Below are 14946 nucleotides of genomic sequence, written 5' to 3'. Positions count from 1 at the left end.
GTCGCTGCTTAACTGGGAACAAGACTGAACCGATCGAGTCCACGCTGTTCTACCTTCGAGAGTGCGAATTTCCGTATCCCCAACAGGTAATCGGAGATAGTCCCTAGCAGGGCTAGAAGTCTAACCTATTTGCCACGTGTCAACGCGCATGCGAACGCCCGTTAAATCGGCCTGTCCGCTAGTCGATCCGGTTGCACCCACCGCTCAGTTTGAGGACGCTATACGAAGGTCGCACGCCATATGGATAAGAGCCGAGTGTGAGTGGCTCGATGAGGTGCCAGACTGCTCGACAACCCAGAGAACAGGTACTGCTGCCGCAGGTCATCCGTAAAAGCGAGTCCCGCACGACCGGCACTAACGCCACGGCCAACTGCGAACAGCCGTGTTACCTAGCACCTGGTGCGGATTCGTCACGCTATTGTCAGTGCGAGAAGCAGTGGGCGCGTTAACCCGCAGGCTTCTCGTATTAGGTCGACACGTCTGGTGGATTATGGATCTTCGCAGCTACTGCCGCCTGCTAATGCGGCGCTGGCCGGTACTCCTGACCGTCTTTCTTGTGGTCGGCGCAGCGCTGGCAGGTGCCGGATTTCTCATTCCGTCGACCTATACCGCGAACGCCCGAATAGTGTTCGCGCCCAAACTATCCGGGTTTGTGTCCATGGGCACACGCCAGGAGGCGCAAACGTATGTTGCGGATCGCATGAAGACTTACGCCCAGCTCGTGACCACGAACCGAGTTCTGCAGCCGGTCATAGACTCGCTCAACCTGGGCGTCACAGTGCCCGACCTGGTCAAAAAAATAGAAGTCACTATCCCGACAGAAACGCTGGTAATCAACGTGGCGGTGTCGGCGCCGACGGCTGCGAAGGCCGCCGCCACCGCCAACCGCATCGCCCAAGTGATGTCACCGGCTGTAGCGGACCTCGAAGGCGCCCCTTTGATTGCTGACTCGCCGGTCCAAGTCGAAGTGCTACAGCCTGCCGACATACCAGTGCGCCGATCGTCCCCAAAAGTCCTACTCAACCTCATCGTGGCGGTCGGAGTGGCAATAGTCGTAGCGGTATTTGCTGCGGTAGTCACCGACAACTTCGATACACGTGTACGAAGGCGCCGTGATGTCACCGCTTTGAATGTCCCATTTCTCGGCGGGATTCCGGAAGTGCATGAGGCCGAGACGCCGGATCTATTCCAGTTCATGAAGCAGGCACCCGAGCTGCAGTCGATCCTTCATCGGATCGCCATCGACGTTCTGTACGCGGCTGATCAGACGCCCACACGCCTGATATTCACCTCGCCACGGGCAGGCGCCGGCAAGACAATGGTGGCCGCAAATGTTGCGGGTGCGCTCGCCGCCGCTGGGAAGCGGGTGGCCTTCATTGACGCCGATGTCCGAGGAGGCCGCCTGGCGGCTCGGGTTGGCATCGAGCAGACGCGCGGAATAACCGACTTGGTTTCCGGGCGACTTGAACTCGACGAATCGTCATTACAGTCGAAGTGGGGCGGTTTCACCATCGTCCCCTGCGGTGGAAGCGCCATCGATGTCGGCGAGATGCTCGCCGGCGAGAAATTCGGCGAGCTGATGACGGCTCTTGCTCACCGTTTCGATGTGGTCATCGTCGACGCCCCACCAATAATCAACTTGGGCGACGCCTCGCTCTTTACTCAGAACATCCCCAACGTGGTCGTGGTCGCGGCAGTGAAGACGCGACGTGCCGAGTTACTACAGGTCGCTGGGTCTTTGCGACATTCCGGAGCCAAGATCCTGGGAGTCGTATTGTCGCGTGTTCGCAAGGATGAGCAGTCGGCGCCGGCCAACGCCGACGTCTGAAACGATGAGGGCGGATCCGATCGATAAACCATTCGCCATTCACTATTTCCGGTTAGGTGGAACCGGTTGGCGATTGGATTGGAGGACAAGAGGAGTGCGGTGCCGCTCGGCATCGGCGTATCCATCGACTTCTTTGCCGGGGAAGCGGCGCGAGTGCCGAAGTGGATGCAGCGCATAAGCATTGAGTGGTTTCACTGCATCGTGACCGACCTTCCCCGTGTCCCTCAAGCGCTACGCCGGTAACGTGCTTTCGTTCTCCAGGTAGTCCGACAGTCACACGCCCCTTCGAGAAGACAGAGGGAAGACCTATGACTTTGCTGATCGTCACGCCGATGCACAACGAGGCCGACAACGTGTCGGGTCTGGTGGCCAACCTTCGTGCGCAGCGATTCCAGGACTTCGATTGGGTAGTGGTCGACGACGGCAGCACTGACGGCACCGCCGAACGTCTCGCCGAGGTCGATACCGAGAACCGGGCCACGATTTTGTCGAAGACCAACGATGGCGGACTGATCGGTGGATCGGCTTACAGCTCGTTTCGTTTCGGTGTGGCACACACGCTCGCACGAAAGCCGTATTCGCACGTAATGAAATTAGACGCAGACGTCCGGATGTTCCCCGACTATCTCGAAAGGGTGCTCGAACTTGCGCACGGCGGGGTCGGCATCGCGGGCGGGGTCGTCATATCTAAGGGCATGGTTGAGCAGAAGTTCCACGTGGCCGGTGCGGTCAAGCTGTACACGGCGGAGGCTTACCGTGCGACCGAGTCGGTGCCGACGGCGATTGGTTTGGATGTGATGGACGAGATCGCGGCAGGTCTAGCGGGTTTCGAAACGCGTGTGGACGCCGGCGCACGTTTCGAGTTGGCTCGTCTCACTGGTGCAAGCGAGGGGCTCGCCCATGGGCGATACCGCAACGGGCGGCTGTCGCGATGGACCGGCTCCTGGTTCCCCTACTTCCTCATCCACTGCGCGCGTTACCTTGTTCGGCGTCCGTACGTCATCGGTTCGTTCGCGATGCTGTGGGGCTACGTCCGTGCTGGCGGCGGCCCGTACCCCACGGAGTTGAAGAAGGCCCATGCTCAAATTCAGCGCGCGAAGCTGGCGCGGGCATTCCGTAACCCGGTGGCCTTTTGGCGCGAGGCTTACCAGATCTGAGCCGGGGCATCGAAGTCTGAATAGGCAGCAAAGCGCGTACAGCAACACCCCTTTCGGCGGTACCCCCGCCTTCTGGAGCGGTTCGCCGACGTCAAGTTCTCCAGCTGCGATCCGCTTATCCGTTTCCGCGCTTGCGTCGCACACTGCGGACAAGCGCCGACAAAACTGCCACGTCGCGGCGGTAACTTGGAAGCGTCATGGCGGCTAGGCAGACAGCGGTGAAGGCGACCGTCCCGATCAGCAGGGCAGCGGAGTCGGGCCACCTGTCGGCAAGCTGGCCCGCACTCCACGCAGCGGCAGCGGCAAACGTGAACAGGACGGCGGGCCGTAGTGCTGGCAGCAGAACGGGGCCGGGTGCAACGTTGGCGCGAGGAAGCGCGAAGCACGCGGCGGATACGAGGAGCAAGACTTGGCCGACTGCGGCGGCAAGCGCCACCCATAGTGGTCCCTTGGCGGCGGCGATGACGATGAGTGTGATCATGACGAGGCGGGCTCCAAGCTCGGTGCCGAACAGCAGGCCCGTCTTGCCTTGCGAGAGCAGCACCCAATACGTGATTTTTCCGACCGCGTCTATAGCTCCCGCAAGGCAAAGGGCGCGAAGTAGCGGTACGGCCTCTTGCCAACCATCGCCAAGGACGACCGGGACCAGCCAGTCGCCGGTGCCGGCCATATAAGCCAGCAGCGAAAGGAGGAGCGTGGTGAGAGCCAGCTGTATCTTCTTCACCATAGCGAGATATGCCGTGTGGTCGTTTTGGAGTCTCGCGAGATAAGGGAGGACCACGCGAGTAAGCGGGGCGGCCACTTGTTGGGCCGGTAGACGAGCGATTTGGAACGCTCGGTTGTAGAAGCCGAGCGTAGTGGCGCCCCACACGCGGCCGATGATGACTTGGTCGACGTTGGTCGACACGTAGTTGACCAACTGCGTGAGGAAGGTGTTCGCCCCGAAGACAAGCAACGATCGCATCGCCGTAGCGCGGTGGTACCAGCCGGGCCACCAGTGCGCTCTGGCGATGATGATTGCGTTCGTGACGACCGCCGCAGTGACCTGCATAGCCACCAACGCCCAATACGACCACCCGACGAGCGCCCCTACCAACGCGACGGCGAATCCCGTCGCCTGCCCAAGGAATTCGGCACCAGCTATCACACCGAAGCGCAGCTCACGGTTCAGTTCGGTACGGAATTGCACGGCGATTCCGTTGACCAGAAACGCGATCGCTAGTACGGCGGCGACCGGGGCGATCCGTGAATCACCATAGAACGCAGCCAGCGGTCGGGCCGTGAGGCCTACCGCGGCGGCCACGACGAGGCCGATCCCGCTGTTAAACCAGAACAGGTTGGTGCGCTGGGGTGCGTTCAACTGTTCGGCCTGCAGAGCAGCGAGCGAGAGTCCGAAGTCTCCGATCGCATAGGCGATGCCGGCAACGCCGGTGACCATGGCGACGAGACCGAAGTCGGCGGGGCTGAGCAGCCGCGAGAACACGACGAGTGCGAGTAACTGAATCGCATAACGACCCCATTGGCCGCCCAGAGCCAGGAGAGCGTTGCCGCTCGCGGAGCGCCCATGTCCAGTTGGCACCCGATCCCCGCTCATCCGGCCGTAACATTCGCAACGTACACGTGCGATTGCCGTACTCGGAGGAACTCGCCCAACTCGCGGAACCTTTCTCGCTGCCGACCCACCGGAGGATGGAGCCATTACGCCTCGGACGGACTGGAACCCCGTGCTCCGCAATACCCTCGCATTCAGGGAATCCGTTAAGCCCTGTTTAGCAGGCTCGTCTGCCAGATGAGTGAACGAAGCTAATGGGTGTTATCCGCGTGGATGATTCGCGAGTATCTTTCAATCCAATAGCTGAGGAGGCCCGCAAATTTCCCGTAGGCAAAAAACAATGTGAAGTAGGGTCTGGCCTGGAGGCCACGGCCTGTAGCCAGCCCAACTGCGAGGAACACGATGCCATACACGGCGCTGCGGATACCTTTTGCCAACGATATCGACAACGAGTCACCGTGCTTGAGCCGCACTCGGGTGTCAGCCCGGCCGTTGTTGATTGCCCGGCGGCGCACCCAATGTAACGACACTCTTTCTTTTGGCACCCCTTCGTAAACCAGCGCCTCTGCGCAGAAGAGGATGGTAGCGCCCGCCTTTCGAACCCCGCGAAAAAAGTCGTCGTCCTCGCCGCCTGACGCTGAGAACGCGGAGTCGAATCGCGGGAAGCCAGCACGAACCCACATATCACGCAGCAGGAGAGTGTTGCCGGCTGGGGCGGTGGGCAAATGTGCACCATTCTTAGGGAATCGTCGCATGTAGAAGCCACCACGCTGCACCCATCTCGGCTCAGGTTCAAGGAAGACGCTGATAACCGGACCGACGACAACGTCCGCCTCTGTCTCGGCGGCAAACGTCGTCAGGATGGTCAGCCAGGATGGGGACACCCACTCGTCGTCATCAACGAAGATGAGCGCACGGTATCGATCACTGAAGTGGTCAAGCGCGCGGTTCCGGGCGGCCGCGACGCCGGGTTCAGGCTCCACAACGTACACAAGGTCAAGCGGATGGTTGACTGCGACCGAACGCGCCGATCCCTTCGCATCGTTATCAACAACGAGAATATCCACGCTCGCCGATGAGACGACCGCCTCCAGACTGTCCAGCATTCGTTGCAATCCGGTTGGGCGGAAGTACGTAGCGATAGCGATCAGATAGCGTTCGGCCATGCCGCCATTATTGGCGATCGGAGTATTGCCGGAACACGTGTCGGGGACATGAAACCCCGTGACTCTGCGAAAGATATTGATCCGCTGTCAGCTCCGGTTGAATTGTGAGCAGCCTGTTCCGGTCGAAAAGTGAGCAGGTGTGCTTACGGGTTTGAGTCTGCCTGACGGTCGACTTCTACGGAGGGCAGTGTCTCGATCGTGGTGTGTTTGATGCGGTAACTGGCTCCTTTGAGGGCGATGACGTCGGCGTGGTGCACGATCCGGTCGATCATGGCCGAGGCGATGGTGGCCTCGCCGAACACCTGTCCCCACCGGGAGAACGGCAGGTTGGAGGTCAAGATGATCGAGGACTTTTCGTATCGGGTCGAGACCAGTTGGAAGAACAGGTTGGCGGCTTCGGTGTCGAACGGGATGTAGCCGACCTCGTCGATCACGATCAGCCCGTAGCGGGAGATCTTGCGCAGTTCAGCCTCGAGGCGGCCGATGGAGTGCGCCTCGGCCAGGCGGCTGATCCAGCCGGTCGCCGGGGCGAACGCGACGCGGTGTCCGGCTTGGGCGGCGGCGATGGCCAACGCGGTCGCCAGGTGGGTCTTGCCGGTGCCGGGCGGTCCGAGCAGTACGACGTTGCGGGCCTCGGCGAGCCAGCCGCCACCTTCGAGGCGGGCGATCTGGGCACGGTCGAGGGCGGGTTGGGCGGTGAAGTCGAAGTCGGCGATCGTCTTGATCGCCGGGAACCCTGCATACCGAATCCGTTGCTGCGCTCCGGATTCGGCGCGGGCATTGGATTCCACCGCTAATACCGCGGCCAGGTAGTCCTCCAACGACCAGGCCGCAGCACGGCCCTGCTCGGCCAGTCGGGCGTAATGCCCGGCGATCCGCGGCGCCTTCAACAGTCGGGATTGATGGGCGATGAGCTTGTCAACCTCACCTGGAGCCGAGGTGCGCTTCGTGGCCATCAGGCGACCTCCCCGGTTCCGAACACCGCGTCGTAGGCACTCAGATCGGCGACTTCAACGTCGACCTGTAGAGGGTCCTCGGTGCCGGCACGTCGATGAAGATACTGTTGACGCAAAGCCGATGCCGCATTGATGTGTGATGGATCAGCAGCCAAACCGTTTGCACCCCAGAGCCTTTCATGATCAGCGACTATCCGGTCGCCGCAGTAGGCGTAGATCCGGTTCAGGGTGGCGGTCACAGTGATCATGCGGCCGATCGCGTCGGGATGCACCGAATACGCACTCGAGACGATCGACACGTAGTAATCACGACCCAACCGGGTGCTCACCGTGGTCCCCGTCGTCGGCGCGACCGGTGGAAGCGTGGCCATCGCCACTCGGTCTGCGCTGAGCGCCTCGGCCGGGATCAGTCGGGTGGTGGCGTGGCGGCGGACGTTGGCCACCGCGGCCAGCCAGTCGGAGAGTTGGGCGTTGAAGTCCACCGGCGAGCAGAATGTGCGACCGGGCAGAAACGACGTCCCGAGGTAGCCGTTGGCTCGCTCCACCACACCCTTGGTTTCGGGGTCATACGGGCGGGCCTGGACCAGTCGGGTGCCCAGCACTCCGCAGAACCCGGACACGCCCTGCGCGAGACGCCCGCGCTGACCGATACCGGACTCGTTGTCCCACAACAAGGTCCGAGGGATCGCTCCGATATCCCGGGAGAGCAGCTGCCACATCCCGGCCAGTAAGTCCCCGGTAATCCGGGAGGGGAGCATCACTGCGGCGATGAAACGCGAGTACGCCGCGACCATCACCAACACCGGGAACGACCGCAACACCCCGCCGTGATCGGGCACCACCTGACCGGGGAACCATAAATCGCACTGCACCTGCTCCCCAGGCAGATGCACCAGCCGGTCACACGGATCAGCCGGGGCATACTCCGGGCGGATCCTCGCGACGTTCTCGGCGAACCACGAATGCCCACCGCTCCAGCCGACTCGCTCGGCGAGCACCGAGGCCGCCATCGTCGGATACTCCCGCAGCAGCGCCCGCACCGCCGGCTCGACCGCCAACCACCCCGACGACGCCACCGGCGCCCGTTTATAGCGCGGCGGCGACTCCGAACTCACCGCTTTGGCCACGGTGTTGCGCGACAACTTCAGCCGCCGCGCGATCTCAGCCTGCGACAACTTCTCCGACCGATACAACCGGCGGATCTCGGCCCAGTCCTCCACAGTGATCACTCTCCAATCAGAAGGGTGCTCACTTTTCGACCGGAATCATCTGCTCACTTTTCGACCGGAGCTGACAATCCGCTCCCGGTTACACGACGTTAGTTATGGGACTGTCAGATAAACGGTGGATCTGACTTGGCATTGGTTAGTTGCCAGTCGGAGTGATCCGGCCGTTGAAGGTGATCGCGAACGCATTGAGCGCGGGCTTCCACCTCATTGCCCATCGTGCCTTACCGCGGCCGGTGGGGTCCAGGGATCGGGTCACCAGGTAAAGGCACTTCATCGCGGCCTGTTCGGTCGGGAAGTGCCCGCGGGCCCTAATCGCCCGCCGATAGCGGGCATTCAGCGATTCCACCGCGTTCGTGCTGCAGATGACGCGGCGGATCTCGACGTCGTAGTCCAGGAACGGCACAAACTCGCTCCACGCGTTCTCCCACAGCTGGGCGATCGCCGGGTACTGGGCACCCCATTTCTCGGTGAACTCGGTGAAACGTTCTTTGGCCGCAGCTTCGGTAGCCGCGGTGTAGACCGGGCGTATGTCCTTGGCGATCTGATCCCAGTACTTGCGCGATGCGTAGCGAAAAGTGTTGCGCAACAGATGGATCACACACGTCTGGACGACTGCGCGAGACCACACGGTGTTGATCGCATCGGGTAGTCCTTTGAGGCCATCGCAGACCACGATGCACACGTCGGTGGTGCCGCGATTCTTGATCTCGGTGAGCACCGACAGCCAGAACTTCGCCCCTTCACCGCCGTCGCCGGCCCACAGTCCGAGGATGTCGCGCTCCCCGGCACAGGTGACGCCGATGGCGACGTAGATGGGCCGGTTAGTGACCTGACCGTCGCGGACCTTGACGTTGATCGCGTCGATGAACACCACCGGATACACCGACTCCAGCGGCCGGTTACACCACTCGGTCATCTCCTCGATGACCTTGTCGGTAATCCGGCTGATGGTGTCCTTGGAGACCGTGGCGCCGTAGACGTCATCGAAATGCGCCGCGATCTCCCCGGTCGTGAGTCCTTTAGCGGTCAGCGACAACACGATCTCATCGATGCCGGTCAACCGGCGCTGACGCTTCTTGACGATCACCGGGTCGAACGTGCTGTTGGTGTCTCGCGGCACCTCGATCTCGACCGGGCCGATCTCGGTGAACACGGTCTTGGCTCGGCTGCCGTTGCGGGAATTGCCGCTGCCACGGCCGACCGGGTCATGCTTGTCATAGCCCAGGTGCTCGGACATCTCCGCGTCCAGCGCGGCTTCCAGCACGTTCTTGGTCAACTGATTGAGCAGGCCGTTTGGGCCCACCAACTCCACGCCTTGTTCCTTGGCCTGGGCGAGCAACTGCTCGGCCAGCTGCTTTTGATCCACATCGATCGCCACGGATTCGAGTGTTTCGGACATCATCAGTCCTTCCCGCCAAGCTCACGCTCGGCGTGTCAGACCAAGACCAGATCCACCGTTATTCTGACAGTCCCTTAGTTATGTTTGACTATTGGAAGCCTGGACAGGTTGACGCCGATGACCGTCACCAGCGCCCGCGTCCGGCCGGCACCAGTTCACGTTCGTACGGCCGGTAGTATTCGCAAGGTCGAAGTGTTGGCATTGCCATCGCAGCGGGACCGTCGTGTGGTGCGAATAGAGGGGCCGATGCTACAGAGGAGTCGGCTGTTCATCACTCGCGATACGGTCGCCGTTTTGCTCGTCGTCATGATGTGGGGGCGGGTAGTCGGAGCGCTCATCGTGCTATCACTGACTACAGAAAAGACCTTTGTTCGAGTCGGCCAAGGTCCGATCTCGACACCGGCCTCACGCGTGACCACGCAGCTGTTCTTCCTCATGGCGGTGGGTATCGGCATCGCCGTAGTGCTGTTCCGCATTAACGATGTCACCCGACCGGGCTTGTGGCGCTTACTTGTGGTTCTGGCGCCGTGGCTCTGCATTCTGACGCGTGACTTGTATTACCGTTCGCCGACCCCCGACAGCGCTTTGTTCCTGGTGGTGGTATTGGCGCTAGCGGCATTGCGGCCCAACCCGCGTCGTGTTCTCACCACACTTGGCGCACTCGTCGTGCTCACGGCGATAATCGCGATAGCGATCGGATTCCTGCGGCCGGAGGCCGGCATCGTGCGCGAACCGGGAGGAATTGTGCGTGCACGCGCCGACAAGGGTGTGTTCCCGTCCCTGGGTCTGCTGCAGGGAATGTTCACATCGGAGAACAACTTGGGCCTGTACCTCGCGGTCGGGGCGGCAGCGGTGGCCACGCTACCGCGGTGGTGGCTGCGGTTGCCCAGCCTGGGGATCGTCGTGTTTGCGGTTTGCTGGTCCTCTAGTCGCAATGAAATGTTCGCGATCGCGTGCATGCTCGTCGTGGGGATCGTGGTGGGGACCCTCGTAGAGCTGGGACGGCGCCCCGCAGCGTCAGCGGTGGCACGTATCGCGACAGCTACGGCACTGGTCACGATGTGCGTGCTGCCGTTCATGGGATGGGAGGCAGACGCATTCACAGGTCGCGCTGCCATCTGGAAGGGCTCGCTGATTCAGTGGTCGTCGCGCGCAATTTTCGAAGGTTTCGGCCATGACTGGTACGGGCGCATTGGCAGAGACACGTCCGAACTGGGCGGTGCGGCGTTTGAAGCTCACAACCAGTTCATACAATTCCTCGTCACTGGTGGGGTGATTCTCGCATTTGTCGCCGTCGGGTCCCTTTTCGTACAGACATACGCCATCACGGTATCCAGGAGCCGCTACCTGACGATCGCCGCGATGCTGGTCACGGGGATCTGCGTTAGTGGTTTCCTCGAAGATCCCCTGGGCTTCGTAGACAGGGGCGAGTTTTGGACCGTCACGATAGTTCCACTGACGGTGTTGTTCTTCGCACGACCGGGCGAAACACGGGTGACACGAACTGGCGATACATGCCAAGCAAGCAGTGCACGGTGAGCGACGCGCCGACTGATCCGCCTGAGACCAGGCCCGATCGGGTTACGCAATGGCGAAGGCACGCCTTAATCGCGACAGCTATTGCAGTAGTCATCACCGCCGTCTTCGTGGCGATGGCTGTGCGGCCCGATGCGTTCCGATGGTCGCGGGCCGCCGATTCGGCGACGATAGCAGGCAGCAGGCCCGTCGACACCCCGTTATACATCAACCCCGGAATGCAGGCGATTGCTGCAGCACGCGAGGATCCGCGTTTCGACCGAATCGCACAAACGCCGCAAGCCTTGTGGTTCGGCGACTGGTCGGCGAAGACGGTCCGGGATGATATCGGCAAATACCTCGCCGGCGCGGCGGCGGCGCATGCGGTTCCGTCGATCGTGCTCTACCGCATTCCTCAGCGCGATTGCGGCTCCTTCGCCAGCGGGGGCGCGCGCGACGAGCAAGAGTACAAGGAGTGGATCCAAGCGGCCGCCGAAGCGTTGAAGGGGCACCGCGAAGCAATCGTCATCCTCGAACCCGACGCACTTCCGGACCTGGGCAAGTGCGAGCAAGGTGACCGTCTGGGGATGCTGCAATTCGCGGTCGACGCACTTTCGACCACGGGCGCGCAGGTGTACATCGATGCAGGACATGAAAATTGGTTGAGTCCAGCGGAAGCCGCCCACCGCTTGGCGAAAGTGGGCGTCAACAAGGTAGCGGGTTTCAGCCTCAACGTCGCCAACTTCTATACGACGCAAAGCGAAGTCGAGTACGCCGAACGTGTGCGGCGTGAGCTCAGCAAACTTGGCATCAACGGCGCGCACTTCGTAATCGACATCGGGCGAAATGGCGCGGGGCCGCAACGCGATTTCTGCAACCCACCGGGGGCTCGGCTGGGAGCTGCACCGCGGCTATTCCGAGGTGGTGATCTGGATGGCCTCTTGTGGATCAAGAGTCCGGGGGAGACCGACGGGTGCGGGGGTGGCCCGCCTACCGGCTTCTGGGCCCCTGTCGCGTTGGGCCTGCTCGGAAAGTAGGGACCTCTCACGCGATCCCCTGGGGACCTACCTCTGGCGGGGCGCGCTTCCCGTTGAAGGCAGGCGCCTGAATGGTCTGCACCCATGGAATAGCGGTACAGCGCGGACGCGGCTGACCTTAGTTCGTCGGGTTATCGTTACTCATCGGGGTTATTCGACGTGTCCAAAGCACGGCGAAAGACCCTCCAGGTATCCAAATTGGTTCAATCGCATCCCTCAGGGCCAGGAACTAAACCCGGAGATAGGAGCCATCGGAGGATGGGAAAGTAAAAGATGGAAACTGACGGACCAATCTGGAGAGTTGCAGTGAGGGCTATCGCGCCACACCGGCGGGTTGCACAGTGGCTGCTCTTATACGCGTTCAGCGCCCAGTACTGGCGTGCCGTCTCCGCGGCCGGCAGGACCCCTAACCGCGTCGGGCTGCGGGTTCTCTGCTACCACGCGATCGCTGACCTTTCGGGCGTGCCGGTGCTCGAGCCCTACGGGGTTCCGCCGCGAGTGTTCGCCGAACAGCTTGATTGCCTACAGCGCTTTGGTTTTCGCTTCGTCAGCGCAGAGGAGGCGCTGCGGTCGCTCGAAGGTGACGGTGAACTTCCTCGTCGCGCTGTGCTCGTGACCTTCGACGATTGCTACGACGACCTGCTGTATGCCGCCTTGCCCATCCTCGAGGAGCGTGGAATACCGGCTGTCGCTTTTGCCGTCAGCGGCCGCGTCGGTGATAGCAACGCGTGGGACGAAGCTATCGGCGCCCCTCGGTTGGCATTGCTAGACACGGCTGGATTGCAAGAACTATCTCGGCGAGGCGTCGAGATCGGTTCCCACTCGCGCTCGCATTACCGCCTCGCCACACTATCCGATAGCGAAATAGACCAGGAGATCATCGGTTCTCTCGCAGATCTCGAGGCTGCAGGCCTTGCGCGGCCACGGCTTCTCGCCTATCCCTATGGCAATTACGACGAACGGGTTACAACCGCCACCGCACGGGCTGGCCTGCGTGCGGCCTTCACTACTTACCCGGGCCACGTCGGTCGACGCTCGCTACGTCACCAATTGCCGCGGATCGAAATCTTGCGGCACGACGTCGGCCTGCGCTTCCTGCTAAAGGTGGCGATGGGCTCGCAATGGTTGGCGCGGCGCCGCCGTGTCACTGCGGCGCTTGGGCTCTCCGGCTTGCGCGCCCACGTGCGCGGCCGAACGTAGGCGTCGTCGCACCCCGCACTATTCGGAACTCGCATGAGACTGTCGGACGACCCGCAGAAATGGAACGACGTCACTGACGTACCGCTTCAAGAGTCGGGCGGGATCGGTCAGGATGCGGTGGAACCACTCGATCCCAAGGCGCTGCATCCATTTCGGCGCGCGGGTCGCCTCGCCGGCGAGGAAGTCGATGGATGCGCCGACCCCGAGCAGCACTGCAGTCACACCCTCAGCGTCCAGGAGGCAGACGCCGACCCGCTCCTGTAACGGAGAACCGACGCCCAACAGCACGATGTCTGGTTCGAATGCAGCCACACGCCGAGCGAGCGCGGCAGTGTTGCCGGTTGAATCGAGCCACCCAAAGGGTGCTTGTTCCGACTCGACGAGCCAACCATTCTCGCGGAATACCGCCGATGCAGCTTCAAGCGACGACGGCGTCGAACCACCAACGAGGAATATTCGACGCCCGTCACCGCGCGTGTGGGCCAGAGCATGCGTGATGCCGCTTCCGGTCGCACGGCCCGAAATCTGAACACCGAGGCTGGCTGCGAGCCGCGCGACCGGCCACCCGTCCGCGAGATAGAGACTGGCGCGTTCGTAGACCGATGCAAACTCGGCCGAAGACTGAAGTCTCGCAACATGATTCATATTCGGGGTCACGACCAGGTGGGGCGCTCCCGCAATTAGCGGCTCACTGCGCGTCAAGATGGCCTCGATAGCCTCTCGTTCGCTCAATTCTGAGATGTTGAAGCGCGCATAGCGTGTCACGATCGGTCGCGACATCTGCACCTCATTCCCGGTCAACGCTTGGCGTCCACAAGTTTTGCAACACGCTACCCCGCATCTCCATGGGTGCGAGCCCCCAATCCGCTGCGTCTCGATTGGCTCTTGGCGCTCAGCCCAGCTTGCGCAGGCGCGGCTCCAAGTCCTTCTGGAACAACTCCAGGAATCGGCGCTGATCCTGCCGCGGGTCGTGAAACACCAAGTGGTTCAAGCCCCAGTCGACATAGTCCTTGACCTTCTCGACCGCCTCGTCGGGATCCGACGCCACGATCCAGCGCTTGGCCACCTGCTCGATCGGCAACGCGTCGGCGGCCTTCTCCATCTCGATCGGGTCGTCGATGCTGTGTTTCTGCTCGGCGGTCAACGACAACGGCGCCCAGAAGCGAGTGTTCTCCAGCGCCAGCTTCGGGTCGGGATCGTAGGAGATCTTGATCTCGATCATCCGGTCGACGTCGTCAGGATTCTTGCCCGCCGCCTCGGCGCCTTCACGCATCGCCGGAATCAGCTTGTCCTTATAGAGCTCTTCACCCTTGCCGGAGGTGCAGATAAAACCGTCGCCGGCGCGGCCGGCGTACTTGGCCACCTGCGGTCCGCCCGCGGCGATGTAGATCGGGATGCCGCCTTCGGGCACGTCGTAGATCGAGGCGCCCTTGGTCTTGTAGTACTCGCCCTCGAAGTCGACGCGGTCACCGAGCCACAGCTCGCGCATCAGCCGCACCGATTCGCGCAGGCGTGCGTACCGTTCCTTGAATTCCGGCCACTCCCCTTCGTAGCCGGTGGCGATCTCGTTGAGCGCTTCGCCGGTGCCGATGCCGAGGAAGATCCGGTCGGGGTACAGGCAGCCCATGGTCGCAAAGGCCTGCGCGATGACGGCCGGGTTGTAGCGGAAAGTGGGGGTCAGCACCGAGGTGCCCAACACCAGCCGCTTGGTGCGCTCACCCACCGCCGTCATCCACGCCAGCGAGAACGGTGCGTGCCCGCCCTCGTGACGCCACGGCTGGAAGTGGTCACTCACCGTCGCGCTGTCCATCCCGTGCGCCTCGGCCTGCACCGCCAGCTCGACCAACTCACGCGGCGCGAACTGCTCCGCCGACGCCTTGTAACCCAGTTTCAGTTCAGCCACGTCA

General features: G+C 62.1%; 13 protein-coding genes. 6 read left to right on the top strand and 7 right to left on the bottom strand.

Going from position 1 to position 14946, the window contains the following annotated elements; translation table 11 throughout:
* Nucleotides 1-490: 490 nt before the first annotated feature.
* The 3 genes from K0O64_RS02890 (at nucleotide 491) to K0O64_RS02880 (ending at nucleotide 2985) form a co-directional block, all read left to right on the top strand.
* On the top strand, nucleotides 491-1828 hold the full coding sequence (locus K0O64_RS02890; protein ID WP_071947844.1) for a tyrosine-protein kinase domain-containing protein: 1338 nt from the start codon (nucleotides 491-493) through the stop codon (nucleotides 1826-1828).
* Between the two features lie 99 nt (nucleotides 1829-1927).
* Nucleotides 1928-2071: a WecB/TagA/CpsF family glycosyltransferase gene (locus tag K0O64_RS30260; RefSeq protein WP_198044318.1), complete on the top strand. Its 144-nt coding sequence runs from the start codon at nucleotides 1928-1930 to the stop codon at nucleotides 2069-2071.
* A 65-nt stretch (nucleotides 2072-2136) separates the two neighbouring features.
* Complete coding sequence (locus K0O64_RS02880) at nucleotides 2137-2985, top strand: glycosyltransferase family 2 protein (protein WP_071947845.1); 849 nt, start codon at nucleotides 2137-2139, stop codon at nucleotides 2983-2985.
* Nucleotides 2986-3100: 115 nt separating this feature from the next.
* On the opposite strand, the gene K0O64_RS02875 is transcribed toward K0O64_RS02880, so the two are convergent.
* From K0O64_RS02875 to K0O64_RS02855, 5 genes are all read right to left on the bottom strand, one after another.
* Nucleotides 3101-4579: a lipopolysaccharide biosynthesis protein gene (locus tag K0O64_RS02875; protein WP_071947846.1), complete on the bottom strand. Its 1479-nt coding sequence runs from the start codon at nucleotides 4577-4579 to the stop codon at nucleotides 3101-3103.
* A gap of 209 nt (nucleotides 4580-4788) precedes the next feature.
* Entirely contained in the window at nucleotides 4789-5703 is a 915-nt protein-coding gene (locus K0O64_RS02870) for a glycosyltransferase family 2 protein (RefSeq protein WP_071947847.1), read from the bottom strand.
* 143 nt (nucleotides 5704-5846) lie between these two features.
* Nucleotides 5847-6659: an IS21-like element helper ATPase IstB gene (istB, locus tag K0O64_RS02865; RefSeq protein WP_071947848.1), complete on the bottom strand. Its 813-nt coding sequence runs from the start codon at nucleotides 6657-6659 to the stop codon at nucleotides 5847-5849.
* Nucleotides 6659-7879, bottom strand: coding sequence for an IS21 family transposase (gene istA, locus K0O64_RS02860; RefSeq protein WP_071950126.1), 1221 nt, complete (start codon nucleotides 7877-7879; stop codon nucleotides 6659-6661). The genes istB and istA overlap by 1 nt, the downstream gene beginning before the upstream one ends.
* 145 nt (nucleotides 7880-8024) lie before the next feature.
* Nucleotides 8025-9287, bottom strand: coding sequence for an IS256 family transposase (locus K0O64_RS02855; protein WP_071950127.1), 1263 nt, complete (start codon nucleotides 9285-9287; stop codon nucleotides 8025-8027).
* Between the two features lie 117 nt (nucleotides 9288-9404).
* On the opposite strand from K0O64_RS02855, the gene K0O64_RS02850 reads away from it, so the two are divergent.
* From K0O64_RS02850 to K0O64_RS02840, 3 genes are all read left to right on the top strand, one after another.
* On the top strand, nucleotides 9405-10826 hold the full coding sequence (locus K0O64_RS02850; protein WP_156909835.1) for an O-antigen ligase family protein: 1422 nt from the start codon (nucleotides 9405-9407) through the stop codon (nucleotides 10824-10826).
* Nucleotides 10823-11839 carry a glycoside hydrolase family 6 protein gene (locus tag K0O64_RS02845; RefSeq protein WP_198044320.1) on the top strand — a complete coding sequence of 339 codons (1017 nt, stop codon included), beginning with the start codon at nucleotides 10823-10825 and terminating at the stop codon, nucleotides 11837-11839. Before K0O64_RS02850 ends, K0O64_RS02845 begins: the two co-directional genes overlap by 4 nt.
* A 462-nt stretch (nucleotides 11840-12301) precedes the next feature.
* On the top strand, nucleotides 12302-13039 hold the full coding sequence (locus tag K0O64_RS02840; RefSeq protein ID WP_198044321.1) for a polysaccharide deacetylase family protein: 738 nt from the start codon (nucleotides 12302-12304) through the stop codon (nucleotides 13037-13039).
* Between the two features lie 18 nt (nucleotides 13040-13057).
* Here K0O64_RS02840 and K0O64_RS02835 read toward each other — a convergent pair whose 3' ends face one another.
* Together K0O64_RS02835 and fgd are read right to left on the bottom strand one after the other, a co-directional pair.
* Entirely contained in the window at nucleotides 13058-13819 is a 762-nt protein-coding gene (locus tag K0O64_RS02835; RefSeq protein ID WP_156909836.1) for a WecB/TagA/CpsF family glycosyltransferase, read from the bottom strand.
* Nucleotides 13820-13931: 112 nt separating this feature from the next.
* Complete coding sequence (gene fgd, locus K0O64_RS02830; RefSeq protein ID WP_071947853.1) at nucleotides 13932-14942, bottom strand: glucose-6-phosphate dehydrogenase (coenzyme-F420); 1011 nt, start codon at nucleotides 14940-14942, stop codon at nucleotides 13932-13934.
* Nucleotides 14943-14946: the final 4 nt, after the last annotated feature.

Source organism: Mycolicibacterium pallens (assembly GCF_019456675.1).
Classification (GTDB): Bacteria; Actinomycetota; Actinomycetes; order Mycobacteriales; family Mycobacteriaceae; genus Mycobacterium; species Mycobacterium crocinum.
Note: the sequence above shows the minus strand (reverse complement) of the source record. Positions and strands in the feature narration are given on the sequence as shown.